This is a genomic window from Chloroflexota bacterium (genome assembly GCA_009840355.1).
Lineage (GTDB): Bacteria > Chloroflexota > Dehalococcoidia > Lucifugimonadales > JADFKI01 > Bin90.
The window spans coordinates 1-25,786 of sequence record VXNZ01000008.1 but is presented as its reverse complement, the minus strand read 5'-3'; the positions used below and the strand labels follow the sequence as shown (position 1 = coordinate 25,786).

Here is a 25,786-nt window from a genome sequence, read left to right as displayed (position 1 = left end):
ACGCCCTGCTCCGCGAATTCAACGAAGCATACGAGTCCGGCGACGAAGAGGCAGCGCAAGAAGCCGAAGACAAGTACAACGCCTACAACCGCTACATCACAGAAGGCAAAGACCCCGAAGACGCAATGGCATTCGCCACCTGTGGCCCCAACGACCCCGACCCCGAAGAACTACACACCCAAAACCCTGCACATCCTGTTACCCCAGTCCATTCTGAGCCTGTCCTGAGCGCAGTCGAAGGGCCTGTCGAAGGACGCGACCGCAAGCACACCGCAGCAGCCCAAATCCCCACTCCCAAGCTAACCGTCCCCATCAACAACCGCAGCCCCTAAAAGCCCTATCCGCCGCCGCCTAATACTTGACCGAATACCGCTTCGCGCATACAATGGTTATTCGTAACACTCATATAGTCCACCACAAACGGCGAGAATACCATGTATGCAATTGTCAACACCGGCGGTAAGCAGTACCGTGTGCAGCCTGGCGATACCGTGCGCGTCGAATACTTGCCCGGCGACCAAGGCGACCTTATTGAACTGGACGATGTTCGCCTGCTGTCCGACGATGACGGCGAAGTAACTGTTGGCGCTCCGAATGTCGCAGGCGCGAAGGTTACCGCGGAAGTCGTACAGCAAGGGCGCGGGAAGAAGGTAATCGTCTTCAAGTACAAGGCAAAGACGCGCTACCGCAGGAAGAACGGTCACCGGCAGAACTTTACCGAGCTGCGTGTTACCGACATCTCTCACAGCACCGATTAAGCACACCCTCAAGCACAGAAGGAAGGCGGCAACACCATGGCGCATAAGAAAGGCGGCGGCAGCACGCGAAACGGGCGAGACAGCAACGCCAAGAGGCTCGGCGTGAAGTGCTACGACACCGAGTTAGTTACGGCAGGCTCCATCATCGTGCGGCAGCGCGGCACGCGCATCCACGCAGGCACCAATGTCGGCGTAGGCAAGGACCACACGCTCTTCGCCCTCATCGACGGCAAGGTGAAGTTCGAGCATAAGACCCGCGACAAAAAGCGCGCCAGCGTCTATGCCTAGCACGCCACGACTCCATCAAACGGAGGCAGCACCGAAATGAAACCCGGCATCCACCCCACATATTATCCGGAAGCCGTCACTATCTGCTCTTGCGGCGCGACATACACGACCGGCTCGACCAAGCCCGAATTGCGCGTCGAGATTTGCAACCTATGCCACCCGTTCTTCACGGGCGAGCAGCGCATCATCGACACCGAAGGACGCGTCGAACGCCTGATGCGCCGGTTCAACTTGCAGCAGTAGCAGCAAGGCGGACGACATACCAAGCACATCAATCGCAGGGGTGGGTACGCTCACCCCTGTTTTTCATTATTCATGAACAATTCATAAACACGACTTGTAATCACGGGGAAGGCATGAGCACAGAGCAAGCGCCGATGTACGGCGGACAGGCGGTCATCGAAGGCGTGATGATTCGCGGGCAGAGCAACATCGCGGTCGCGGTGCGTCGGCCGGACGGCAGCGTCGCCACAATGCGGCATCCGCTCACTTCTATATACACTGGCAAGCTGCGCCGCATCCCGCTAATTCGCGGCGTCATCGCAATGGCGGAAACGCTCACGCTCGGCATGCGCGCGCTGAGCTATTCGGCGAATGTCGCCGCGGAGGCGGAAGGCGAGGAAATCAGCAAGGCGTCGATGGCGGGCATGATGCTCGTGTCGCTCAGCCTTGCGATCGGGCTGTTCTTTCTCGTCCCGGTGTTCGCCAGCGACTGGTTGGAAACGCTGCTAGACTCGCACCTGCTGGCAAACATCGCGGAAGGCGTATTTCGCCTGCTACTGTTCTTAGGATACATAGCGCTGATAAGCCGCATGGACGACATTCGTCGCGTGTTCATGTATCACGGCGCGGAGCACATGACCGTGCACGCGCAGGAACGCGGCGACCCGCTCGATGTGGAGCACATACGGCAGTATCCGACGGCGCATCCGCGCTGCGGCACAGCGTTCCTGCTGGTCGTGATGGTCGTGGCGATACTCGCGTTCATCTTCGTCGGACGCGAGCCGTTCTGGTGGCTCATCACATCCCGCATTGTGCTAGTGCCCGCGATCGCCGCCGTGAGCTACGAAGTCATTCGCTTCAGCGGACGGCACGCCGGCAACCCGCTCGTCAGCCTCATAACCACGCCGAGCCTAGCCCTGCAATCGCTCACCACCCGCCAGCCCGACGACGACCAGATAGAGATAGCCATCGTCGCCATGCAGGAAGCCCAAGCCGCCGATCGCGACGCGGAGCGGGTGAGCGCGATGTCGTAGGGGACTAGAGACATCGGCAATGAAATTGGCAATTCTGGCAATCGCACCGGCTCCTGTATCTTCGTCAATCCGAGCAGGGCGCGTAGTCTGAAATCGTTATGCATCAGGCATTCCGATTTTTCAGATTTCACACCTAGCTGCGCTACATTCGGAATGACAGGCTGAGCCGACACTTCGTTCGCAATGGAGGACTTGGCGGGCGCCGTGTCCCAAGTTAATGGAAACTACGCGGGAAACAAACGCCTAGCCCGCGCGCTCCCTGAGCGCTTCCCAGACGTCCTCAGGGCGCGCGCCGGAGGCGGATAGCAACACCAGGGCGTGGTAGAACATGTCTGCCATTTCTTCGGCAAGATGATCGGCTTCGCCTTTGACGCCCGCGATTGCGGTTTCGCCCGCCTCTTCGATGACCTTCTGCGCGATGCGGTCCGCGCCGCCTGAGAACAGACTTGTGGTGTAGCTACCCTCGGGCATCTCGTGCTTGCGATCCTGAATCAATGCGAACAGGTCTTCCAGAACGCCGGGTCCCGTCTCGTCACGGTAGAACTCGGGGAACTCGTCGATTGGCGTGAAGAAGCAGCTCGGCACGCCAGTATGACAGATGGGCCCGTCCGGCTCGACTTGCAGAAGCAGGGCGTCGCCGTCGCAATCGATTGTCGCAGACTTGACATGCATGTAGTTGCCGGATACCTCGCCCTTGTGCCACAGGTCGGACCGGCTGCGGCTGAAGAACCAGACTTCACCGCCTTCCAGCGTGCGCTTCAGTGAGCCGGGGTTCATGTACCCTAGCATCAGCACTTCGCCGGTGTTCACATTCTGTGCGATTGCGGGCACCAGCCCTCTTCCATCCAGCTTTACCAGTGGCGCCATTTCCTTGTCCTTTTTCTGCTCGGGCTTTGCCCATATAAGCTGTCTGTACTTTCTGATGCTAGTTTATGAGTGAGTGATTTCGTAGTGGCTACGGTAGTGGCAATAGTATTGTGGTGGTTCGCTTCAATTCGCTATTTCGGGCGCATTTGAGCGCGATCACCCCATCCTACCCCCCTCCCCAATCAAGGGTGAAGGGACTTACGAAACCACCGCACCGGGTCTTATAGGCACGCCTTTATCGGATAGATATTCCTTGACTTCGGGTATCGGGTGCGTGCCGTAGTGGAATATGCTGGCGGCTAGGACGGCGTCTGCTTTGCCTTCGGCGAGCGCGTCATAGAGGTGTTGCGGTTCGCCTGCGCCGCCGCTCGCAATCAGCGGTATCGTTACGCTTTCGGATATGGCGCACAGCAATTCCAAATCGTAGCCGGTCTGCTGCCCGTCGGTGTCCATGCTGGTAACGAGCAGTTCGCCCGCGCCTAGTTCCGCCGCCTTCTGCGCCCACTTCACCGCGTCGATGCCCATCGGCGTACGTCCGCCATGCACATAAACTTGCCAGCCGGATGATTCGTCCAGCGCGATTTTTGCGGCGATGTCGGCGGGCATATCTTTTGCCACGCTGAAGTTGACCGTGCCGATCTTATCATCACCTAATTCATCTGTACGAACCTTGTCATCATCGGTAACGCGCTTGGCATCGATGGCGACTACGATGCACTGTGAGCCGAAGAAGTCGGACGCCTCCGCGACGAGCGACGGGCTGGCGACCGCCGCAGTGTTCAGCGATGCCTTGTCCGCGCCTGCCTCAAGCATACGCCGCACATCCGCCACATTGCGCAAGCCGCCGCCGACGGTCAGCGGAATAAACACCTGCTCCGACACCTGCCTAACCACATCGACTATGATGTCGCGGTCGTCCGAACTTGCGGTGATGTCCAAGAACACCAGCTCGTCCGCGCCCTGCGCATCGTAGAAGCGCGCCAAGTCCGCAGGGTCGCCGGCGTCTCGTATGTTCACGAAACTCACGCCCTTGACAACTCTGCCCTTGTCAATGTCCAAGCAGGGTATTATTCGCTTAGTCAGCACTCCGCAATTCCGTTCATTTTATTCATGAAGGTTTGAGTTGCAATAACTTACGCTTGCCGTTAAGCGCACATCTAGCCGATAGTCTCAATAGCATCGCGCAGGTCAATGTCGCCAGTGTAGATTGCCCTGCCCACGACCGCCGCTTCAGCGCCGATTTCAGCGAGCCGTTCCAAGTGCGCCACGCTCGCAATTCCGCCCGCCGCGATAAGCCGAATATCGCCCTGACCGACGAGCGCGCTGACGCCATCGAAGTTCGGCTCGGTCAGCGTGCCGTCGCGCGAAATGTCGGTGTACAGGAAGCGCAAGACACCCAGCGCCGCCATATCAGCGACTAGATCAGTGGCGAGCGCGCCGCTGCCCTTTGTCCATCCACGGAGCGCGACCAGTCCGTCCTTAGCGTCCACGCTAACGATGACGCTTTCCGCACAGAATTCGCTGAGCAGACTGCGGATGAGTTCAGTATCTTCGACTGCTGCCGTGCCTAGCATAACGCGGCTGACACCGGCATCAATCGCGCCGCGCGCCGCGTCCCTGTCGCGTATGCCGCCTCCGAGATGCAGCGGCACATCGACGGCTGTGGCGATGCGTTCAACTGTGTTCAAGTTCACCGGCATGCCGTCGCGCGCGCCGTCGAGATCGACGATGTGCAGCCTGCTCGCGCCCATATCAACCCAGCGCAGCGCGGTATCGAGCGGGTCATCCGAATAAACGGTTTCGCGCGCGTAGTCGCCTTGATACAGGCGCACGCACTTCCCGCCGCGAAGGTCTATCGCCGGTATCACTTCCATGCAGTCATCCTTGAAATCAGCATTGCAGTCATTCTAAATCGGCTTTACTCGCAACCACTCGTGGGCGTTGGCACGCCACGGCTCTTCTCGACCAGTGTCAGGAAATTGCGGTAAAGTTGCAGGCCTACGGCGCCGCTCTTTTCCGGGTGGAATTGCACTGCTGCCACGTTGTCCCACGCGACCGCGCTGCAGAAGTCGATGCCGTAGTTCGTTATGCCGGCCACTACGGCTCTGTTTACCGGGTCGGCGTAGTAGCTGTGCACGAAGTAGAAATAGGAGCCAGGTGGTATGCCGTCAAATACCGGATGGTCGAGAGACAGGGAAACGCTGTTCCAGCCCATGTGCGGTATCTTCAAGCCGACCTGCTCGGTCTTGTCAGGCGGCAGGCGCTTTGTGCTGCCATTCAGTATGGCTAAGCACGCTTCGTCGCCCTCTTCTGACGATTCGAGCAGCAGTTGCAGTCCGAGGCACACACCGAGAAACGGCTTGCCGCTGTCTATAGACTGCCGTATGACATCGTACAACCCGCGCTCGCGAATGCTGCGCATGGATGCATCGCATGCCCCTTGCCCGGGGAATACAACACCGTCCGCGGCGGCTATGGCAGCGGCGTCAGCGGTGATTTGCGCGTTAGCTCCGCACTCCTCCAACGCCTTCTGCACGCTGCGAAGATTGCCGGCCTGGTAGTCGATTATCGCGATATTCGAGCGCATTTATTCATAGTCCGATTATTCAGTTCCGTCTTTGCGCCTCTTGGAGTTTGCTCTGCGCTTTATTCGTCTAGGCGTGTGCCGGTTACAATGTCCATTGGCAACGCGCGGTCTTCGTAGCGCGCCAGCATGAATAGCAAGTCTGCGAGGCGGTTTGCATAGCGAAGCAGTTCCGGATTCGGCAATAGCTCATCCTGATGCAAGCCCACAATGCTGCGCTCGGCAGCCCTTAGTGCGCTACGAGCCAAGTCGAGCGCGCCGGACGCCGCACTCGCGCCGGGGATGATGAACTTTGGCGGCAGTTCGACCTGCGCGCTAAGCTCGTCTATCAGCGTCTCAAGAGCGTCCACGTTCTCCGCGCTTATGGCGTGAAAGTTCGTCTTGTAGTGATCGTAGTTGTCCACATCGGTGGCAAGTTCGCCGCTGAGCGTGAACATCTCGCGCTGCACCTGGAGCAGGATTTCCTTCACGCGAGAGTCTTGCGACAGCGCACGCGCCAGTCCCATCGCGGATGTGGCGAAATCTGCCTCGCCGTATGCCACGCAGCGCGGGTCGTTCTTCGGCACACGACCGCCGAACAGCAAGCCCGTCTCGCCCGCGTCGCCCGACTTAGTGTAAATCTTCATCGTCATGTTCGCGTCTCCTATTCGTGAACGCCGACACTAACGCATTATATCAGCAATCTGATTGCGCTAACATAAAAAGAGCCGAACGCCCGGCGAGAAAATCACCGGATGCCCGACCTTTTTGCCTGAACTGCCAGCGCGTCACGCCAGTATTCTTTATGCATCAACCCGACGGCTGGCGTCACCGTCTATGCGTTACGCGCCTTTAATTTCTAAGCGTCGCGCCTTCACCGCCTCGACCTTTGGGAATGTCAGCGTCAGCACTCCGTGCCTGTATTCCGTCTCCGCCTTGCCCACATCGAGAGTGTTCGGAAGGCGCAACGCGCGGTATAGCTTGCCGACGCGCCGCTCGCGGATGATGTACGAGTCATCGCCGTTCTGCGGCGTCTCCGCGCTGATGGTCAGGACACCGTCCTCGATGGTAACGTCGATGTCCTCCGGCGCGACACCAGGAACAGTCGCCCGCAGCACCACGTCGTCGCCGTCCTGAGTGAGGTCAACGGGGATAGCCCAGCGCCGCTCGAAGTGCCCGTCGCCATCGCCCTGCCAAGCGCGACTGATAACCTCATCCAACTTCTTGAACTCCCTGAATGGGTCGATTCTCTGCAAGACCATTTGCATCTTCCTCCTTGCTGTGACTGTTAGATATGAGTCAAGTCAACTCATACCTTTACTCTGTGTTCATTATAAGTAAAGTGATATAGTATGCCAATTACCTTACATCAATTGTTGCAAGTTTTAATTGATAATCATTGCAGTTATGTTAATATACATACAACGCATTCAGGAACGATGAGGACATTCATATGGCAACCGACTACTATAATGTGCTTGGCGTATCCCGCGGCGCGGACGAGAAGGAGATTCGCTCTGCCTTCAGGAAGCTTGCGCGAAAATACCACCCGGACCTGAACCCCGGCGACGAAGTGGCGGAGCGCAAGTTCAAGGAGATTAACGAAGCGAACGAAGTGCTGTCCGACGCGGACAAGCGATCCAAATACGACAAGTACGGCGACAGTTGGATGCACGCAGACCGCATAGAATCGCAGACCGGCGGTTCGCCCTTCGGCGGCGGATTCGGTCAAGGCACGCGCGTTGAGTACGGCTTCGGCGACTTGGGCGATCTCGACGACTTGCTGGACGGTTTTGGCTACCGCACGCGCACGAACGCGCGCCGTCGTAGCCGCCCCGGTCGCGCAAATCACCACGATGTGCCGGTTACCATCACGCTGGAAGAGGCGTTCTCCGGCACGAAGCGCATGGTCAATGTGCCCGCTAAGGACGGCAGAATGCGGCGCATCGAAGTCAGCATACCGGTGGCAGTGGACAACGGCTCGCGCGTGCACATCTCGCTGGATGACGGCATTCAGGTCTTTCTGGTGGTCAGCGTCGCATCGCATCACAAGTTCAAGCGCGATGGTGACAACCTGTACGCCGACCTGTCTTTGCCGTTCGAGGACGCAGTGCTCGGCGGCGAGGCGGAGTTCACTTCTTTGAAGGGCAAACTGGTGCTGAAAGTGCCACCCGGCAGCGCGGACGGCAGGCGCATTCGAATACAGCGGCATGGCATGCCGGCGCGCAATACGCCATCCGCGAACGGCGATTTGTATGTGACGGTAAAACCCCAGTTGCCCGTATCGCTTGGGGCAGACGAGAAGCAGGCGCTCGAAGAGTATCGCCGCCTGCGCATAGCCAACGGCGAGCGCGGTTAGCATGGCGCGCTTGGCAGACTTCCGAAGAATAGCGGACACACACAGAAAGGCAGACGCGATGCAGCAGGACGAACTAACATTGCGACACGACGAGCCAGTATTCATCATCAGCGTGGCGGCGCGAATGCTAGGCGTGCAGACGCAGACGCTGCGCTACTACGAGCGAATCGGGCTTATCGAACCGGCACGCACAGGCGGCAACCAGCGCGTCTTCTCACGCGCGGACATCGAACGAGTGCGCCGCATTCGCGGATTCATGGACGATCTAGGCGTCAACCTTGCCGGAGTAGAGGTCATACTGCGCTTGCTTGACAGGCTGAACGATTCCGAAGCGGAAGTATCTCGCCTCAGCGAGGAGAACACGCAGTTGCGTGATAGGCTGACGCAGCGGCGGGGCTAGAAGACAGCGAACAATATACTCAGTCTCTCAAATCGATTTTGGACCCTTCACTTCGTTCAGGGGGACAACCGAAAGGCCCTGCGAAGCAGCCGCCAAGTTGAAGGCGCTACCTGCCGATGATATAATCGTACAATGCTGAAATTATAGGCAGGCACAATACCCAACCTATAAGAATCACACCTATCACCATCACTTCCCGGCGTGGAAAACAGAGCGCACGATGCGCAAGTCTCACAGTTTGGAGGAACACCCGCAGATGGCTACGCAGACGAAAGAACGAACCCAAGTCCTGACACCGTATCAGGTGCAGCGCTATAGCAGGCATATCATAATGCCGCAGGTGGGCAGCGTTGGACAGCGCAAGATGCTCAACTCCAAAGTCCTAATAGTCGGCGCGGGCGGGCTTGGCTCTCCCATTTCGATTTACCTCACGCTTGCGGGCGTAGGCACCATCGGCATCGTGGAGTTCGATACTGTCGATGTGACCAACCTCCAGCGGCAGATTTTGCACCAGAACGATGACATCGGCAGGCCCAAGGCAGTGTCCGCCATGGAGACGCTGAAGGCGTACAACCCCGATGTCAATGTACAGATTCACGAAGAGCCGATTACATCGGAGAACGCCTTCGACATCATCCCGGAGTACGACATCATCATCAACGGCGCGGACAACTTCCCCGCCCGCTACCTCGTCAACGACGCGGCGTACCTCAGCGGCAAGCCCCTTGTGGACGGCAGCATATTGCTGTTCGACGGGCAGGCGACTACTTACGTTCCGGGTCAGGGCTGCTACCGCTGCCTGTTCCCTACGCCACCGCCGCCGGGCGAAGTACCGAGCTGCGCGGAAGCGGGCGTTCTGGGAATGCTCCCAGGGCTAGTCGGCAGCATTCAGGCTGCTGAGACGGCGAAGCTCATCCTAGGCGTGGGCGAGAACCTTACGGGCAGACTGCTGCTCATCGACGCGCTCGACATGTCTTTCCGTACAGTGAAGATTCGGCGCAATCCGAATTGCCCGCTATGCGGCGACAATCCGACCATCGACGACCTTATAGACTACGAGGCGTTCTGCGGTGTGCCGGTGTTGACGGCGGGGTAGGTCAAGTCATAAGTAGCGCGGCGATTCACCAGCAAGAAAGCGTAAGATAGCAGCCTGAAGTGGATTTTGAGTAGATCCGTTTCAGGCTGCTCTATGTTTGGAGTTTTGCGAGAACAGCAGTGATTGAGCCGCGTCGCTAGATAGGCGACACCAATTGCGACAGGCTTAGATTCAGGCGGATACGCTCTCCTGCACTGTCCGCAAGAATGGGCCCGCAGGCTTGGCTACACTTCGCGCAATTCCACGACGCCGGCGCTGCCTAGGGCAGTTGGGTCATCATCGTCGGGGCCCGTAGGTGGGCCGATGCGGCGCTTGCCATTCCATTCTTCGATCGCTATTTTGACTAGCGTGGTAACGCCAAGGTCGGCAGGCGGCGGAGTGTTGTAGTCGGTGCCTACCATGCGACCCGAGAAGTATCGCTGCACCATCGCGTTGAATAGATCGAATTTCTCGGCTTCGCCGGTAACCTCGCGTCCTGTGCCAAAGAGCACCACGCTGCGGTAGTTCATCGAGTGATTCATAGCTTTGCGCGAATAGACCAGCCCGTCGGTCAGCGTAACCGTAACGCACACCGGTGTGCCGCTCGCCAGTACCTTCATCGCGCGGCTGCGTATCGAGCCGTGCAGGTAGATGGACTCCGGCGATTCCTTGTCGTAGTGGTAAGACAGCGGTATGACATACGGCATCCCGTCGTCCACGAAGCCAACATGCGCCACGACACCCTGCGCGAGTATGTCCGCGGACTGCTCCGGCACGGCGCGCTCAGGATGATTGCGTATCCTAGTTCGTTCTGTCTGCAGCACGGCTGCCCTCCAAATGCGACGAAGCCCCGACATTCTTTAGATGCGGGGCTTCGGCTTATGTCAGTGTGTGTAGCTCGTTCTGTCCCCTTCCTAGTCTTTCACCCAGCGAAGGGATGGACATAGAAGGAGGATTACCGACTACAACCGATTATGCCACAGGCTGCTGCACGGCGTCCGCGAGCTTGGCGTGGGCGTTTCGAAGCAGTAGGTCGGTCTCCTCCCAGCCGATGCAGGCGTCCGTTATGGACACGCCGTATTCCAACTCGTCCAGCAGGCGGCCGTTAAGGCTCTGGTTGCCGGGATTAAGGTGGCTTTCCAGCATGCAGCCGATGATGTCCATGTTGCCAGCCACGCGCTGCTCAATGATAGAGTACAGCGCCACGTTCTGCTTACGGTGGTCTTTATTGGAATTGCCATGGCTGCAGTCCACCATTACCTGCGAAGGCACGCCAGCCTTGTTCAGCAACTCTTGCGCCGTGGCGATAGACTCTGCGTCGTAGTTGGTGCCGTTTCTGCCGCCGCGCATCACCAAGTGGCCGTATTCGTTGCCGTTGGTGTTTACGATGCAGGTCTGCCCGAAGTGGTCTATGCCGAGGAATGCATGCTCGGACTGCGCGGAAACCATCGCGTCCACGGCAATCTGCGCGTCGCCGTCAGTGCCGTTCTTGAAGCCGACTGGCATGCTCAAGCCGCTCGCCATCTGGCGGTGCGTCTGGCTCTCGGTCGTGCGCGCGCCTATCGCCGCCCATGAAACCAGCCCGGCGAGATACTGCGGCACGATGGGGTCGAGGAACTCGGTCGCGGTGTACAAGCCCATCTCGTTTATCTTCAGCAGCAGCCGTCGCGCGCGTCGCAGCCCTCCGCTTATGTCGAAGGTATCGTTCAAATCCGGGTCGTAAATCAAGCCCTTCCAGCCGACCGTGGTTCGCGGCTTCTCGAAGTAAACGCGCATCACGAACAGGATGCGGTCGCTCAGTTCGTCCTGCAGCACCTTGAGCCGCCCTGCGTATTCTAGCGCCGCGTTTTCGTCATGTACCGAGCATGGGCCGATGATGACCATGAAGCGCGGGTCATCGCCGCGCAGCACTGCCTGGATCTGCCTTCTGCCTTCGAGTACATTGGCTTCCACATCCGGAGTCAGCGGAAGTTCTTCGACAAGCCCAACCGGGCTGATTAGGGGTTCGGTACTAGCCACGTTAACATCCCTCGCTGGTGATGGTTGCATCTGGATTCCTCTCTTTTCTCATCGAGGCAAATCGCCTCATCTAACTAAAATCGCTCGCGTTGTTGATTCGTTTTTCGCCTGTTGCTTGCCATGTGATTTTGCCTTCGACCTGCAAACAAAAACCCCAGTCCGCTGTCGGCTGGGGTTCGAGTGTACTGGGTATCTACCGCTCTGCGTCCGGATAATTCAGGACGCGCAACCTTTGCCGACCGTATTGGCGTCGGTAAAGTAATAATAAGCGTAGGTCCAGCGGGTGTTTGCGTTAATCATCGTGATGAGTATCACATACAGACGATATTCGTGTCAACACTTTAATCAGAATTTAACATTACAATTCGCGCGCGTGATAGTAGGTCTCCGACTACTCCACAATCCGGCTCTTCAGCACGGATTCGTCCAACTCAATGCCAAGCCCCGGTCCCGTAGGAGGAATAATAGCGCCGTTCTCAAAGACTATCGGCTCTTTGAAGATAATCTTGTGCAATGGGCCCTGGTTCGCCTCTTGTATCAGGAAGTTGGGCGAGCAGGTGTCGATTTGCACAGCGGCAGCGGCGGCGATTGGACCGCAGTACATGTGCGGCGCGATCATCGCATAGTGCGCTTCGGCTATCGCGGCGATCTTCTTCGCTTCCAAGATACCTCCGCACTGCCCGACGTCCAGCTGGATTATCTGCGCCGCCTTCTTTTCGATGAGCTGCGAGAATTCGTACTTGGTGACGAGTCGTTCACCGCTTGCGATGGGGATGCTGGTGTGCGCGGAGACGCGAGCCATCTCATCGATGTTCTCCGGCGGCACCGGCTCCTCGAACCAGAACGGATGAAACGGCTCAAGAATTTTCGCCACGCGGATGGCGCTGTAAGTGGTCAGTTGCCCGTGCGTGCCGATGCCCACTTCCAGTTTGTTGCCCACGGCATCGCGTATGCTTTCAAATATCTTCGCCGCGTGTTCGATTTCCGGCAGAGATATGTCGCGCGGGATGGGGTATGTCGGCATGAACGGGTCGATTTTGCACGCGGAGTTGCCCTCTTCTAGCAACTGCGCCGCCACCTCGCCCGCCGCCTCCGGGTTGTCCTTGAACGAACCTCCGGGCATGTAGGCATAAGCGCGCAGTGTGTCGTGGTATTTGCCGCCGAGAAGATTGTAGATGGGTTGCCCCGCCGCCTTGCCCGCGATGTCCCACAACGCCATGTCGATCGCGGAAAGCACGGGCGTGGCGTGCAGGCTTGGGTGGCGATAATCGTGCCGCGAGGCGTACATCCTGTCCCAAATCTTCTCAATGTTGAACGCGCTTTCGCCAATGACATACTGCCGCACCATCTCTTCGATGAGGCTAATCTGCGATTTCAGGTCGCCCAGCCTGCGAGAGTATGTGCTGCCCGTAATGCGCTCGCCCAAGCCTGTGATGCCCTCGTCCGTCATCAGCTCAAGCCAGAGCAGATACCGCCCGCCGATGTAGGGCGGCTCGTTTTCGACGACTAGGGTGCGGAAGTCTGTTACTTTCACGTGGGTGCTCCTGTTAGGTTCTATGCTTTAGGGTAAGATGTACGCTGCTATGCGTGCACTATGTCGTAAAGGTGATGTCCACACTGCCGCCGTTCTCGTCAATCAAGCGAGACAGAAACGCTACAACCGCAGGCGGCATTTCATCCGCTTCCTCCGCAAGTACGAAATCATCGTAGTATGCGATATGGTCGTCGCTCCGGTAATTCGGTATGTCGTTCAAGAGGAACTCTTTGATTTCCTCAGCCTTGTCAGCATCGAACGAATCGAAGCGCACGCAGCGGCCGGTGGCAGTGTAGAACCTTACGCCCATTGTAATTCACCTTCCTGCTTTTGCAACTAGGCTGATGCTAATGCAGAAATGTAGCGGTGCCAAGTGCTTATGGGCAATCCCGCCCGGCATATAGACACTCATTTCAAGGGTGAATGGACGCTTGCGCCAGGAAGAACGGGCCGTTCATAGGATGCCGCAGCACCGATACTTGGATGATTTCTTTCAATGACTTATCAATCTCGTCGAGCGCCTGCGCCAAATGATTGTATGCGTCGCAGCTCTTTATTGCATCAGGTGGTTGATCCCAAGTGTATTGGTTCGTTAAATCAGGATCAGTCAGTTGTGGTTCGTGGACCAGCATTGTCAAAGTATTCGCCGCAATCATCGGGAATCTGGTATCAGACAGAAGATTGGCGCGTGGGTCAACTTGAGCCATTACCCTAAAGCGGAGAGAGATAGACGATCCTTCGACCCTTCTGGTTCGCGCGAAGTGGACTTGCTGAATATCCAATCGCTGTGAGATTTCCGACGCATCTGTTTCATCTGTCGCGGATTCTATCGCGACCTGATTGAACGCATCCGCAAGCACTTCACCGATAGGTATGGTCTCAAAGAACGCTCCGCTCACCAGCACGGTCTTTGCCAACGGCGATGATATGGTCAGCCTAATACCCCTCACAAGGTAGTACACATCTCTTTCGGGGATAGAATCCAAGTCTTCGCCGGCTTCCAATAACTGAGTTTGCATGTTGTTCGGCAATGAGGAGACAGCCTTTGTAGCACTAGGTAGAGTGGAGTTGAAGGACGATATTTGGTAGCTCCTCGCATCCTTGAGTTCGATGAACTCCCCACCTGACAATAAACCGTCGCGGTTGGTCTTCAATACGAAATCAGGAAACCCCGATCGGGATTCTGCCGCAATCATGTTTCTGGGAAACGCGAAGTCCTCAAGCTTGTTGTCTTGAACAAAGTAGCCTCTGCGTTCCATAAGGCGAGCGAAGAAGTGATAGACAGACGAAGTTGGCATGGCGTTCACTCAACTAGCACCGGCACGGAGTCGTTCAGCAACGCCGATGCCGTCCCGTTGGCAGAGTGTCCGGCTTGGCTGACCGGCCATATCTCGCTCAACGAAGGAGTGTGTATGTAGTCACTGCGGTAATGTAGGACCGAGTCTGCATCGCGAGCGTCTCGCAGACGCGCTTCGATGTAGTCGTAGTTCACCACATCTTTCTCGACGCCAACGCCGACGCGCGACAACTGCGACGCGACGACCAGCGTCGTTCCCGTGCCCGCGAATGGGTCAAAGACGCAATCCCCCGGGTTCGTGGAGGACAGTATTATTCGAAGCAGCAAGGCGATGGGCGACTGCTGCTTGTGAACACGCTCGCCATCTTCGTGGCGCAATGCTTCGTCGCCAGCGTAGTAGCCGGAGGTCAACTCTCGGATGTCGTCCCATACATCTGTGACGAACATGCCCTTTTCGCGCGGCTTGTACCCGTTAGGCACAGGCGGGTCTATCCGCAATCGGTTGAACACCCTTGCGCGCCGTCCTTTCGTAGCAAAGGCGATGACTTGGTACGCCTTGCCGTATCGAACTTGGCTTGGGACGGCAGATGTTTTCTTGCGCCACACAATCAGATTCTGGAAGTGCCAGCCTGATTCGCGCAGTACTCGCAGCACATTCTCGGCGTTCTTTTCGCGCTGCATGAAATACATCGCCGCGCCTTGAGACGAATGGTCGAGCGTGAGCTTGCATACATCCCGCATCCAGTCCCAGTACTCGCCATCGTCCAACTGGTCGTCATGCCTTCGATATTCCTTGCCTTGATTGAACGGCGGGTCGAGGAATGTGAAATCGAACGGAGGCACCTCTTTGGCGGCGTGCGCCAAAAAGCGCGTGCAGTCTTCAAGAAATACTGGATTCTGCAATTGTTTCCTCGCCTCGCCTGTTGTATTGTCACAGCGAATGATATAGAACATTTAAGCGCACGTCAAGCGTGTTCAGGTTGCATTATTCTTGATAAGTGTGATTATCGAATCGTCATCCCCGCTTTTGTAGGAATCCTGTAGAGCAGAGGTATTAGGGGCTTCTCGCTCACAGTCCACATCCAGAGAGTCCACATCCAAAGAGAAAGGAGCAATGCCTGATGCGCCTACTGACAGACACTGAGCGGACAATCGCTCATCGCATCGGCGCGCTGCCGCGACACACGCTTGAGAAACTGGCAGCGCAGCCCATCGAAGTGAATCTCAAGACAATCAATTTCGACCACGTTCCGGGCTGCAAGGACATAGCTGCCTTGTGGCTAGAAGACGAAACAGTCTACCTCGACTGCCGCATCCCGGCCAAAGAGGTGATGGGAACGCTGCTCCACGAACTGGCGCACTCGCTCGCATGGCGCGAAGGCTACGCGGGACACTGCCCCGAATGGCTGAGGATATGCCGACAGATCGGGGGCAACCCTGGCAAAATAAAGCTCGGAAAGCGCCGCGCCATGCAAGACTACTTGTCCGTCTCGCTATCCATAAGACACGACGGAGACGACCTTTTAGTGACGACAACCAATCACAGGCTATTGATACCTGCGCCGTAAAGACACTTCGCAGCACTCGCAGCACATTTTCGGTGTTCTGTTCACCAATTTGAAGATGTGAAGTTTGAAGGGCGGACTTACAAGCCTGTACCTACGATGAAAATTACTGGCGGCAAAACCTTCAACCCCGATGCTCTCCGCCCAGCGCAGAAGCGATTTTGGAATACTCTGAATCAGAAAGAATCGCAGAACGGATTCGTCATACGAATGGGATAATAGTCAGAGTTGTGCATTCGCGCATTGCTCTACGAACCGCTGCGCCATCCCGGGGCGGCTGCCCATGTGAATGTGTATGTACGAAGCCGCAAGAATGCCCGCACGGAAGCCTTCGATACGACCATCTTGGCTGCGGACGGCGTATGCCGCGTGCTCGGCGGACGATGGGCTGTCGGCTACGGACCAGTGGAATTCGTGCCCTCGCGCGGTCTCGCCTTTTGCCAGCAGCGCGCCTTCGGACAGCGCCTCTACCTCGCGGTAGCCGAGCGTCAGGCGTCCCTTGCTCATCGATGAACGCGCCTGTATCAGGCCGACCATCTCGTGCGCCACGCCGTCGAAGTCGGTCAACGCCTTACCCAAGTACATCAGCCCACCGCACTCGGCGTATATCGCGCGTCCCTGTGCATGCGCCTCGCGTATCGACCGCTTCATGCGCTCGTTTGCGGCAAGTTCGCGCGCGAATATCTCGGGGAATCCGCCGCCGATGTACACGCCGCCTACGCCATCGGGCAGTGCCGCGTCCGACAGAGGGCTGAATGGCACGAGTTCCGCGCCCCACGCTTCTAGCATGTCGAGCGAGTCCTGATAATAGAAGTTGAAAGCCTTGTCCTGCGCCACGCCAATGCGTGCCTTGCGCGGCTGCGGCTCTGAAGGAAAGAAGCTTGGCGAGACTCGCGGCGTATCCGCCTGTTTTGCGATTTCAAGCAGACGGTCGAGGTCTATCGTGCTCTCGATTTGCGCCGTGAGTTCGTCGAACCACTTCTCCACGACCACGCCTTCGACTGTGGGTATCAACCCGAGATGGCGCTCCGGCACGCGCAAGTCTTCGCGGCGAGGCATGTAGCCCAGCACGGGCAGCCCTGTGGCGTCCTCGATGGGCGGTTTGCAAAACTCTAGGTGGCGCGGACTGCCCAAGCCGTTGAGGACGACGCCCGCGATGTTCACCGACGGGTCGAATTGCTGAAATCCGAGCACTTCCGCCGCGATGCTGCGTGCCACTCGCGCCGCGTTCGCAATCAGGATGATAGGCGCGCGCAGCAGCTTAGCGACTTCCGCCGTAGAGCCTTGTTCCGTCAGGTTGGCATGCCCGTCGTACAAGCCCATCACGCCTTCGACGACGGCGACTTCGGCGGACTGCGCTGCCCTGCCGTACAGTTCCAGCGCGGTCTGATGGGACAGCATCCAAGTGTCGATGTTGCGGCTTGGCACGCCACACGCCATCAGGTGATAGGACGGATCGATGTAATCAGGACCGCACTTGAACGGCTGAACGCGCAGCCCTCGCCTCGCGAGCGCGCCCATAATACCGGTGGCGATGGTTGTTTTGCCCACACCGCTGCGAGTGCCAGCCAGCACGATTGCCGGTGTCGCGGCGCGCGCCATGCTACTTTACGCTCGTGGGGACGACGTATCCGCGCGGCGTAACCATGCGCCCGCCGTGAATGTATGTCGTGGAGTTGCCGATGACCAGTATGGTGAACATATCAATGCGCTCAAAGTGCTGTTCGAGTTCGCCGAGCGTGGTCAAGAATTGCTGCTGGTCGGGGCGGCATGCGTTGCGCACGACGCCGACCGGCGTGTCCGCACTACGATGCTTAAGCACCAGGCTGCGTGCATCGACAATCTGCTTGCGCCGCCGCTTGCTGCGCGGGTTGTACAGCGCAATCACGAAATCGCCGTATGCCGCCGCGTCCAGCCGCTTGCGAATGGTTTGCCACGGCGTCATTAGGTCGCTCAGGCTGATGGCGCAGAAGTCTTGCATCAGTGGCGCGCCCAACACGGACGCCGCCGCTTGCGCCGCGGAGACTGCCGGCACGACCTCGACTTGCGGGTTCTCGCCATCCCAGCCATTGGCGGCGAGATGCTCGAACACGGGACCTGCCATGCCGTACACGCCGATATCGCCGGACGATATGACGGCGACCGTGCTGCCCGCGCTCGCGAGTTCTACGGCTTTGGCGGCGCGCTCCATCTCCTTGCCCAGCGGCATCGACACAACACGCTTATCGCCCACCAGATCGCGGATCTGCGCGAGATAGCCGTCGTAGCCGACGATGGCATTGCAGCCTCCCAAGGCGTCAAGGGCGGCGGTCGTCAGCAGTGCTCGGTCGCCCGGACCCAGCCCAACGAGGTATATTCGCGCGGAGTTCATAGGCGTGCCGCCTTGAGACGCGGTGTTCGCGACATCGTCCGCACCTGAGTCCGTGTTCGTGTGTCGGTAATTATGTAAATTGTGCGCATGTATATTACGCCGTCCGTGGTGCTAATCATCGTCAATATCGCCGGATTTGTAAGCGGCAGTACGCGCGTCCAATTCGGTTTGCGTTACCAACCCGTAGTCGAGCAGCAGGCTTTCTAACGAGTTAAGCCAGCGTTCGTAGTACACAGTCCCTTCTGTGTCCGACGGCGCTGCGGCAATCTCGTCCGCTAAACGCTGCTGGAAGTCAACCCAGTCGTATGCGCCGCCTTCGTTGAGCGCGACCGCGATGCCGAAGGCGCGGCGAAGAGAGGCGCGCCGTTGCTGCGTGGCAGCGCTAAGTCGCCTTGCATGTTTGTGACTTGGGATTGGGTCTCGCTGGTCATGTTATCTTGCGGTCTTGGGCGTTGTTTGAGTGCTGGTTTGCTTCCCATACTAGCCTTCCTAGCCCTACCTATGAGGGAGAAGGGGCGCTGGAGTGGCGATTGCTATCAGTGCTCTACACTGCAAAGTCGGGTGATTTGGCTTTGGCTACGCCTATCATGCTGTCGCGCGTTACCAGCGGCACGAGTTCTTCTTCGGATAAGCCGTCCGTGCCATCGGGGCGTTCGGGCAGCACCATGTAGCGGATGTCTGAATTGCTGTCCCACACTCGCACTGCCACCGAGTCGCCAAGTGTTAGACCGAATTCGCGCAGCACGGCGCGCGGCTCGATGACGACTCGCGCGCGGTAAGCGTCCGATTTGTACCAGCGCGGCGGCAAGCCCAGCACGGGCCACGGGTAGCACGAGCAGAGTGTGCAGACCACAACGTTGTGAACTTCGGGCGTGTTCTCCAGCGCGACAATTTCTGCGCCCTGCGCGCCGAAGAAGCCCATCTCGCCGACTGCCGATGTGCCATCCGACAGCAGACGCGCCTTGAACTCGGCATCCGTCCACGCGCGCGCTACGACCTTCGCTCCGTTCAGCGGACCTATGTCTTGCTCATACGCTTGTACACGGGCGTCGATGGCGTCGGTGGAAATCAGCCCTTTTTCGACGAGCAACGACTCGATTGCTTTCGTGCGCAGCGCGGCGTAAGACTGGGGTTTGGAATGGCGCTCGCCGCTGTGATTTCCGCTCATTGCTTTGCTCCGTATTGCCAATTTGAGATGTGCAATTACTCCCCCATCCTAACCTCTCCCCTGTCAGCCCTTTATGGGGAAGAACAATATGAACGTTGAGAATGACAATCTCTGCAACTATTCTGCAGCTTCCATCCACGATTCCCACATGTCAATGTACAAGCGTTGGTTCGGCTCTGCGTTGGCGCCCCACAGTTCGACCGCATCGAACGACACACTGTACACATGCTGCGGGCTGCGGTCAGATATCGTTGGTTCGTCTTGAAAACCTTGCGCACCGTACACGCGCTCAACGATGCCACGCTTGCCTCGCACATATCGCGGCAGGCGCGTGTGTCCGACGGGATGAATGTTTCGCACAACGACGGCGTCACTTATCGCAAAGCTCGGCAGCGATGCAGCTTGCTCTTCGATCGGCTGTGGTGCGTAGATTCGCTGCCGGACGCGCTCGGCGAGGGCGGGATTGTCTCGGCGCGACGGGACGGCGGACGGGGTGGCGGCGAAATCGCGCGTCTTGGCGTCCAGCTCGTCGGCGGTCAGCAAGCCCTTGCTGATGAGCGCCGCTTCCAGTGCAAGCATCCAGCGCTCGTAGTAGCTCGCCGCGAGATACTGCGCCGGCGGGATGTTCTCGATGTAGTGGCGCGAGCCGTACGGCCCATACACATCACGCTCCTCGCGGATGCCGGTTACGATGCCATATACGCGCCCTTCCCATTCGTCGTGAAACACAGGCTCGTCCGCCTCGATGTCGATGGGACCGAAGCCGTGCATACCGCCCATGTCGTGAACACCGTTCATAGTGGTCTGTCCTTTTGACTATGCGATGGCTGCTATGGCGCTTACCAATCTAAGGCGTTGCTCAAGCAGTCAAAGTATATCTTGCAATTCACAATCGAAGTATATTTGCGTGGGGCTAAATCGTCAAAGGGTTAGGGGACGTATGCGCTTCTTGCCCATCCTAGACTTCACCCAACAAAGGGGGGATTGGCATCAAGGAACGAAGATTACTTCTGTTCCATCTCCGCCGGCGCTCTTTTGGGCGGCGGGGTGAACAGAGCTAGCAGGGCGGAGCTGGACATTAGGGCTACGCCAACCCACCAGACTGTGTTGTATGTGCCGGTGGCGTCATATACATAGCCGGCGATTGGCGCACCGGCAGCGCCTAGTATCAGGTTAATCGGCATTGAGAAGCCGCGAATTGCGCCCACATGCTCGCGGCCGAAGTAGTCTGCCCAGATGAAATTTTGCAGGAACATCATTCCACCGATTCCAAGCCCGAATATCGCCATTGAGCTGAACATCGTAACATCGTCTGCGGCGAGAATCGTCATCACGCTCGCTATCGCCAAGAACGCGAAGCCGAGCGTGCCCAGAATGCGCACGGGAATGCGGCTGACAAGTATGCCGAATGTAAACGATGCCGCACCGGCGCATACCGCGTCGAACGATGTTGCCAGCGCGATGAGCGTCGTGTCGAAGCCCCTATCGGCGAAGTCGGGGATGCGGTGCAGCGCAACCGTGCTGGTTGCGAGCGACACCATGCTGAACATCGCAACCAGACTCCAGAACACCGGCGAGCGCATCGCTTCTCTCACTGTCCACGACACCTCATCTGCCGATTCCCCGGAGTTCAACTTATTTTCGTCCTCCTCATTTGGACCATGCATTGAATCGCCGTCCGGCAGCAAGCCCAAGTCTTCCGGCTGCCGCCTGACGAATATCGCGGCGAGCGGCGCTATCACGCTGGCGCCGATTATCGCCAGCATAAGCCACGCACGCTCCCATCCCCACATGTCGATAAAGGTCTGCGTCAGCGGCACGAACACCATCGCGCCGACGGGAATGCCCAGCGCCATGAAGGAAATCGCGCGTCCGCGATTGCGCACGAACCACTTCAGCACCGGCACGGATGTTACGAGCGCGCCGGGCCCGCTCATGCCGACGAGCCCCATAAATGTGAACATCGCCACCATGAACAGCGCGGCGACAGTGTCGCTTGCGAATGCCATGCCGAACGACGATCCTACGCCAACGATAGCGGATACGGCTTCGTGCATAAAGGACAGTCCAATCATCGCGCCTGCGGTAACGATGGCGGCGACGGGCAGCATCACCCGCGAGCCGTAGCGGTCTATCAGGATGCCAACGGCCGGGCTCGTCAGCGCGCTTGCAATCTGCCTGACCGTCTGCGCCCAGCCGAACCACGCGCGCCCGATGCCAAGCGAATCACCCATCGGCTTGATGAACAGCCCGAAGTTGAGCGACCCCATCGCCATACTGACCGCCCCCGCAGTCGCCATAACGAACACGATGACCCATCCGTAGTACATACCATCCTTCTTTGCGCGTAGTTCGGGCAAGGTCTTCGGCATATCATTCCTTTGGATTCAGGCCGTTGGTTTCGGGCAGATTTGGCAGCGCGATGTGCGACTATGTATCGCACTATTCTACATACAATCGCGCGGCGGTGTTAGCGCATATTTCGGTGTGTAGTATGCGCGTAGTTTGATACACCCATCTCCCACACGCCACGGCAATTGACTAGTCATGATAAACTCGTACACATCACGACATTATTCAATAATGAGCGTTTCCGGATAAGTCGCAATAATCCGCGAATGGTTGCAGAGAGGGATATATTGAGAGCTTCAGTAGAGTTCAGCCCGAGTTACGCAATGCTCAATGTGGAGCTTGACAGCGGGGAGTCCATCAAGGCGGAGACGGGCGCGATGGTGGCGCAGCAGGGCGTCAGCATGAGCACCGGCACGGGCGGAGGCGGCTTTTTCGGCGGCATATCCCGCATGGTCAGCGGCGAATCCTTCGCGCTGAACACCTTCACGGCAGAGCGAGACGGCGGCTGGGTCAGCCTCGCTCCCTCCACGCCCGGCGACATCCTCACATTCGACCTCAGCCCGGGACAGAACATATTCTTGCAGAGCGGCTCGTTCCTCGCGTGCAGCGAGAATGTGCAGACCGACTCGAAGTTTCAGGGGTTCAGGGGCTTCTTCAGCGGCGAGAGCATGTTCTTCCTAAGAGCGTACACCGAAGGCGGGACGGGAACGGTCTATTACAACGCTTACGGCGCAATCAAGAAGGTGCCCGTAACGCCCGGCGAGGAGCTTGTCGTGGATACGGGGCATCTGGTCGCGTTCACCGACGACGTGGAATACTCGATCGGCAAGGTCGGCGGCATACGCTCTCTGCTCACGAGCGGCGAAGGACTGGTCATGAAGTTCAATGGCAACGGTCATGTCTGGATTCAGACGCGCAACCTGGAATCTCTGGTGAGCAAGCTGCTGCCTTTCCTGCCGAAGAGCGAAAACTAGACGGCGCGCCCGATGCTGTCAGGAAGAAAAGCCCCCGGAATGACACCAACCATGCCGTTGTAGGGGCGACCGGTCGGTCGCCCCTACGGTGGGAATCCGCGAAGTCGTGCCTCTTACCTGCTAACCGTATGTGTCCCTGCTTCCATTGGATTGCCCGCCACATCCTGCAGCGGCCAGTTGGTCGCGGACGGGTCGTATTCCAGCGTTATCTCTCCGTCGTCCGGCACGGCTTCCGCCAGATGCAGCGTGATTTGCCGTACCTCTTTATTGGCGGGCAGAGTTACGCCTATGTGCTGCACGGCGGGACCGGGCGAACCGTCCACCTGCACGGTATAAGCATTATGGTCTCCGGGTGGATTGGAGGTATCCAGCGGTTCGGAGAATGTCAGAGTAATCGCATTGTCGCCTGTCAGCGTCGCCGATTCCAGCGTGGGCACGTTCAGGTCCAGGAAGAATTCATAAGGAACATACCCATTACGTCCATAATCGGGGTTCAATTCGAGAAAAGCCGTCCACTCAGCAGTGAACAGATGAGAGTTATGTTTGAGCTGTGCGGGAGTAAGCCGGGCTAATCTGCTTACGATGTTATGTTCCCATGTCCCGTCGTAGGCGCGGAAATACCGTCTGCTAGGATCCGTATTATAGTAGACGAATATCTGGTTCGTGTCGGTGGCAATTTCCTGGGTCGGCCTCATATACATAGAAATTCTCGGCGGATCGGGCATTCCAAACGTCAGGGTGCCGGTGAACCTGATGCCGTCTGCGGCCTCCGCAAGGTTGATAAAATTGTCCTCGCCTTCGATGTCCAAGATTGCCGCCCGCGGCGACTCGCAGAGCATCGAGTCGATGTCGCCCGTGTCTTCTATACCGGCAAGCCATGCTTCCGTGTCATCGTATCTCGGAACGCAAAGTCCTGTATTCTGGATTGCCAGCCTCTCCAGTTTGGACAGGTTAGCCATTTCGACCGGCAGAGGTCCGCTCAGGCCGGTGTCGTGCAGGGACAGCTTCGTGAGATTGCTCAGGCTGCCAAGCCCTGCAGGTACAGGACCGCTAATGTCCTCGTTCTTGGCGAGTCCCAAGACGCTGAGATTCTTAAGGTCCCACCATAAGGAGCCAGGTATTCTGCCCTCCAAGTTGTTCCTATTGAGCGCCAGGCGCGTAAGGTTACGTAGCGCGCGAAATTGGTGAGGAATCGTCCCGCTCAGGTGATTGCCGTCAAGCGCCAGCACCTCGATCCTGCCAAGATGGCTCAGATATGGCGGTATCTTCCCGACAAGGTTGTTATCTCGCAGTTCCAACCGGACGACTCTGCCGTCGGCATCGGTTGTTACGCCGTGCCACTCGCCAAGCGGCCTATCGCTCAGCCAGTTGTCGCTGCGCGTCCAACTCTTGCCTCCCGTGGCATTGTAGAATGCCGTCAAGGTGTCCCTGTCACAGAATAAACCGTCAGAGGCAAAGAAATCGTGGGTGAAGCCATAAGGTGGATGTGAAGGAAAGCAGCCCGACAATTGGTTACCGGAAAGCCCTAAATAAGTAAGATTGGGTAGATTGGCCAGTTCCGTGGGTATCTCGCCCGTCAGTTGATTGTCCTGGAGACTCAACAACTGAAGCTTTGAAAGGTTACCCAATTCCGAGGGTATCTCGCCTGTCAGTTGATTCCAACCGAGACGCAGACGCTGAAGCTTTGAAAGGCTACCCAGCTCTGGGGGTATCTCTCCCGTCAACTGGTTGCCATAAAGATACAGTTCCTCAAGATTGGACAGATTGCCCAACTCTGGAGGTATAGGGCCTGTCAATTGATTCCTAAAGAGACGCAATTCATAAAGATTGGATAGATTGCCTAACTCTGGAGGTATGGGGCCTGTCAGTTGATTGTCCTCGAGAATCAGCCGCCAAAGATTGGACAACTTGCTCAGTTCTGGGGGTATGGGACCTTTCAGGTCAACATCTCTCAGAAGCAACATTTGAAGTCTAGAGAGATTACCAAACTGCGGCGGAATGACGCCATGACTATGCGATTCATGTTCCGAGAGGACGATAGCAAATACCCTAGACCCGACGCCGATGCCATCCCATTGCCTCATAGGGATATCGGCGGACCAGTTCAGCGGCGAGTCGCCCGCGAACTCGTCCTTTGTGGAGAGCAGGATTTCGCAGTCCTGCAATAGTCCGGGAGTGCTCTCGGGATTGGGGACGGCTACGCTGTTGGAGCAGCCGCTGTCCTGCTCAGGTTCAGGTGTGGGTTCGTCGGCGCAGAAGGGCAAGTACGTGCTGCTGAGATCGCTGTTCTGCACATCGCGCAGCGGGGCGGGTATGCAGCCGGTGAATCCGTTGTTGGTAAGGTACAGCGTGGTCATGTTGGACAGGTCGCCCAGCGCCGAGGGTATCTCGCCGGTCAGTTGGTTGCGCTGGATGTATAGCCCTTGCAGGTTGGACAGATTGCCAAGTTCGGCGGGAATCTCGCCCGTCAGCGCGTTGCGGTGGAGGTATAGGGTCGTGAGGCTTGGGAGGCTGCCGAGTTGAGAGGGGATGACGCCGCTCAGTCCGCGGTTCGCCAGATTGACGCTCGTTACCCTCAACGGGTCGCCGCCTACCGTAACGCCCGTCCAGCCGCTCATAGCAGTGTCCGCGGACCAATTGAGTTCCGCGTTACCCCTGAGAGCGTCCTTCGCGGCGAGCAATGTCTCGCAGTCCTGCACCAGGCGCGGATTGTCGTCGGGATTGGGCACGGCGATGCCGCTTGTGCATGTGTTGGCAGTCTGGGCGCTTGCGATGGGTGGGGATGCCGTGCCGAGCAGCAGGACGATGACGGCGAGGGCGAGGATGGCGGCGTATCGGACGCCGGGACGGGAGAAGCGTTGATTAGCTAGGAATAATGATTCACGGGGGGGGGGTTAAAAAAAATTTAATGACTGACAATTAAACACAAATGCCGATCCC

At 57.8% G+C, this 25,786-nt stretch carries 28 protein-coding genes; 9 read left to right on the top strand and 19 right to left on the bottom strand.

Annotated elements, in window-relative coordinates; all coding sequences use genetic code 11:
- Nucleotides 1-434 precede the first annotated feature (434 nt).
- Genes rplU through F4X57_01565 form a run of 4 tightly spaced genes read left to right on the top strand, consistent with a single transcriptional unit; the run spans nucleotide 435 to nucleotide 2,302 of the window.
- Nucleotides 435-758, top strand: coding sequence for a 50S ribosomal protein L21 (gene rplU / locus F4X57_01580; protein ID MYC05864.1), 324 nt, complete (start codon nucleotides 435-437; stop codon nucleotides 756-758).
- A 36-nt stretch (nucleotides 759-794) separates the two neighbouring features.
- Entirely contained in the window at nucleotides 795-1,046 is a 252-nt protein-coding gene (locus tag F4X57_01575; GenBank protein MYC05863.1) for a 50S ribosomal protein L27, read from the top strand.
- 36 nt (nucleotides 1,047-1,082) lie between these two features.
- On the top strand, nucleotides 1,083-1,289 hold the full coding sequence (gene rpmE, locus F4X57_01570; GenBank protein ID MYC05862.1) for a 50S ribosomal protein L31: 207 nt from the start codon (nucleotides 1,083-1,085) through the stop codon (nucleotides 1,287-1,289).
- Nucleotides 1,199-2,302 (top strand): DUF1385 domain-containing protein, encoded by a 1,104-nt coding sequence (locus F4X57_01565; GenBank protein ID MYC05861.1) that lies wholly within the window; start codon nucleotides 1,199-1,201, stop codon nucleotides 2,300-2,302. The genes rpmE and F4X57_01565 overlap by 91 nt, the downstream gene beginning before the upstream one ends.
- A gap of 243 nt (nucleotides 2,303-2,545) precedes the next feature.
- Here F4X57_01565 and F4X57_01560 read toward each other — a convergent pair whose 3' ends face one another.
- The 6 genes from F4X57_01560 to F4X57_01535 all read right to left on the bottom strand — a co-directional run bounded on the left by F4X57_01560 (nucleotide 2,546) and on the right by F4X57_01535 (nucleotide 7,000).
- A complete protein-coding gene (locus tag F4X57_01560) occupies nucleotides 2,546-3,169 on the bottom strand; it encodes a bifunctional phosphoribosyl-AMP cyclohydrolase/phosphoribosyl-ATP diphosphatase HisIE (GenBank protein ID MYC05860.1) in 624 nt (207 codons plus the stop codon).
- Between the two features lie 198 nt (nucleotides 3,170-3,367).
- Nucleotides 3,368-4,255, bottom strand: coding sequence for an imidazole glycerol phosphate synthase subunit HisF (gene hisF, locus F4X57_01555; protein MYC05859.1), 888 nt, complete (start codon nucleotides 4,253-4,255; stop codon nucleotides 3,368-3,370).
- A 71-nt stretch (nucleotides 4,256-4,326) separates the two neighbouring features.
- Complete coding sequence (gene hisA, locus F4X57_01550) at nucleotides 4,327-5,043, bottom strand: 1-(5-phosphoribosyl)-5-[(5-phosphoribosylamino)methylideneamino]imidazole-4-carboxamide isomerase (protein MYC05858.1); 717 nt, start codon at nucleotides 5,041-5,043, stop codon at nucleotides 4,327-4,329.
- A gap of 44 nt (nucleotides 5,044-5,087) precedes the next feature.
- The gene (gene hisH / locus F4X57_01545; GenBank protein ID MYC05857.1) at nucleotides 5,088-5,756 is read right to left on the bottom strand and encodes an imidazole glycerol phosphate synthase subunit HisH; all 669 of its coding nucleotides are present in this window, start codon (nucleotides 5,754-5,756) and stop codon (nucleotides 5,088-5,090) included.
- Between the two features lie 59 nt (nucleotides 5,757-5,815).
- Nucleotides 5,816-6,379: a cob(I)yrinic acid a,c-diamide adenosyltransferase gene (locus tag F4X57_01540; protein MYC05856.1), complete on the bottom strand. Its 564-nt coding sequence runs from the start codon at nucleotides 6,377-6,379 to the stop codon at nucleotides 5,816-5,818.
- Between the two features lie 195 nt (nucleotides 6,380-6,574).
- Nucleotides 6,575-7,000, bottom strand: coding sequence for an Hsp20/alpha crystallin family protein (locus F4X57_01535; protein ID MYC05855.1), 426 nt, complete (start codon nucleotides 6,998-7,000; stop codon nucleotides 6,575-6,577).
- A gap of 185 nt (nucleotides 7,001-7,185) precedes the next feature.
- Between F4X57_01535 and F4X57_01530 the strand changes: the two genes are divergently transcribed.
- From F4X57_01530 to moeB, 3 genes are all read left to right on the top strand, one after another.
- Nucleotides 7,186-8,091: a J domain-containing protein gene (locus tag F4X57_01530; GenBank protein ID MYC05854.1), complete on the top strand. Its 906-nt coding sequence runs from the start codon at nucleotides 7,186-7,188 to the stop codon at nucleotides 8,089-8,091.
- Nucleotide 8,092: 1 nt separating this feature from the next.
- Nucleotides 8,093-8,491: a MerR family transcriptional regulator gene (locus F4X57_01525; protein MYC05853.1), complete on the top strand. Its 399-nt coding sequence runs from the start codon at nucleotides 8,093-8,095 to the stop codon at nucleotides 8,489-8,491.
- 256 nt (nucleotides 8,492-8,747) lie between these two features.
- Nucleotides 8,748-9,587 carry a molybdopterin-synthase adenylyltransferase MoeB gene (gene moeB / locus F4X57_01520; protein MYC05852.1) on the top strand — a complete coding sequence of 280 codons (840 nt, stop codon included), beginning with the start codon at nucleotides 8,748-8,750 and terminating at the stop codon, nucleotides 9,585-9,587.
- A 224-nt stretch (nucleotides 9,588-9,811) separates the two neighbouring features.
- Here moeB and F4X57_01515 read toward each other — a convergent pair whose 3' ends face one another.
- From F4X57_01515 to F4X57_01490, 6 genes are all read right to left on the bottom strand, one after another.
- Nucleotides 9,812-10,423, bottom strand: coding sequence for a pyridoxamine 5'-phosphate oxidase family protein (locus tag F4X57_01515; protein MYC05851.1), 612 nt, complete (start codon nucleotides 10,421-10,423; stop codon nucleotides 9,812-9,814).
- Between the two features lie 115 nt (nucleotides 10,424-10,538).
- A complete protein-coding gene (locus tag F4X57_01510; GenBank protein MYC05850.1) occupies nucleotides 10,539-11,615 on the bottom strand; it encodes a 3-deoxy-7-phosphoheptulonate synthase in 1,077 nt (358 codons plus the stop codon).
- A gap of 361 nt (nucleotides 11,616-11,976) precedes the next feature.
- The gene (locus F4X57_01505) at nucleotides 11,977-13,119 is read right to left on the bottom strand and encodes a mandelate racemase/muconate lactonizing enzyme family protein (GenBank protein ID MYC05849.1); all 1,143 of its coding nucleotides are present in this window, start codon (nucleotides 13,117-13,119) and stop codon (nucleotides 11,977-11,979) included.
- A 58-nt stretch (nucleotides 13,120-13,177) separates the two neighbouring features.
- Entirely contained in the window at nucleotides 13,178-13,429 is a 252-nt protein-coding gene (locus F4X57_01500) for a hypothetical protein (protein MYC05848.1), read from the bottom strand.
- 103 nt (nucleotides 13,430-13,532) lie between these two features.
- On the bottom strand, nucleotides 13,533-14,138 hold the full coding sequence (locus tag F4X57_01495) for a hypothetical protein (protein MYC05847.1): 606 nt from the start codon (nucleotides 14,136-14,138) through the stop codon (nucleotides 13,533-13,535).
- A 284-nt stretch (nucleotides 14,139-14,422) separates the two neighbouring features.
- A complete protein-coding gene (locus F4X57_01490) occupies nucleotides 14,423-15,370 on the bottom strand; it encodes a site-specific DNA-methyltransferase (GenBank protein MYC05846.1) in 948 nt (315 codons plus the stop codon).
- Between the two features lie 167 nt (nucleotides 15,371-15,537).
- Between F4X57_01490 and F4X57_01485 the strand changes: the two genes are divergently transcribed.
- Nucleotides 15,538-15,984, top strand: coding sequence for a hypothetical protein (locus F4X57_01485; protein ID MYC05845.1), 447 nt, complete (start codon nucleotides 15,538-15,540; stop codon nucleotides 15,982-15,984).
- Nucleotides 15,985-16,203: 219 nt separating this feature from the next.
- Here F4X57_01485 and F4X57_01480 read toward each other — a convergent pair whose 3' ends face one another.
- From F4X57_01480 to F4X57_01455, 6 genes are all read right to left on the bottom strand, one after another.
- Entirely contained in the window at nucleotides 16,204-17,583 is a 1,380-nt protein-coding gene (locus F4X57_01480) for a cobyrinate a,c-diamide synthase (protein ID MYC05844.1), read from the bottom strand.
- Nucleotide 17,584: 1 nt separating this feature from the next.
- Nucleotides 17,585-18,352: a precorrin-3B C(17)-methyltransferase gene (gene cobJ, locus F4X57_01475; GenBank protein MYC05843.1), complete on the bottom strand. Its 768-nt coding sequence runs from the start codon at nucleotides 18,350-18,352 to the stop codon at nucleotides 17,585-17,587.
- Nucleotides 18,353-18,463: 111 nt separating this feature from the next.
- The gene (locus F4X57_01470; GenBank protein ID MYC05842.1) at nucleotides 18,464-18,766 is read right to left on the bottom strand and encodes a nitrile hydratase accessory protein; all 303 of its coding nucleotides are present in this window, start codon (nucleotides 18,764-18,766) and stop codon (nucleotides 18,464-18,466) included.
- Nucleotides 18,767-18,896: 130 nt separating this feature from the next.
- Nucleotides 18,897-19,520, bottom strand: coding sequence for a nitrile hydratase subunit alpha (nthA, locus tag F4X57_01465; protein MYC05841.1), 624 nt, complete (start codon nucleotides 19,518-19,520; stop codon nucleotides 18,897-18,899).
- 117 nt (nucleotides 19,521-19,637) lie between these two features.
- On the bottom strand, nucleotides 19,638-20,318 hold the full coding sequence (gene nthB / locus F4X57_01460; GenBank protein MYC05840.1) for a nitrile hydratase subunit beta: 681 nt from the start codon (nucleotides 20,316-20,318) through the stop codon (nucleotides 19,638-19,640).
- A 206-nt stretch (nucleotides 20,319-20,524) separates the two neighbouring features.
- Nucleotides 20,525-21,892, bottom strand: a complete 1,368-nt coding sequence (locus tag F4X57_01455) for an MFS transporter (GenBank protein ID MYC05839.1) — start codon at nucleotides 21,890-21,892, stop codon at nucleotides 20,525-20,527.
- A 246-nt stretch (nucleotides 21,893-22,138) separates the two neighbouring features.
- Here F4X57_01455 and F4X57_01450 point away from each other — a divergent pair, with 246 nt between their 5' ends.
- Nucleotides 22,139-22,846, top strand: coding sequence for a TIGR00266 family protein (locus tag F4X57_01450; GenBank protein ID MYC05838.1), 708 nt, complete (start codon nucleotides 22,139-22,141; stop codon nucleotides 22,844-22,846).
- 113 nt (nucleotides 22,847-22,959) lie between these two features.
- Here the strand turns inward: F4X57_01450 and F4X57_01445 are convergent, their stop codons facing one another.
- Nucleotides 22,960-25,575 (bottom strand): hypothetical protein, encoded by a 2,616-nt coding sequence (locus tag F4X57_01445; protein MYC05837.1) that lies wholly within the window; start codon nucleotides 25,573-25,575, stop codon nucleotides 22,960-22,962.
- Nucleotides 25,576-25,786: the final 211 nt, after the last annotated feature.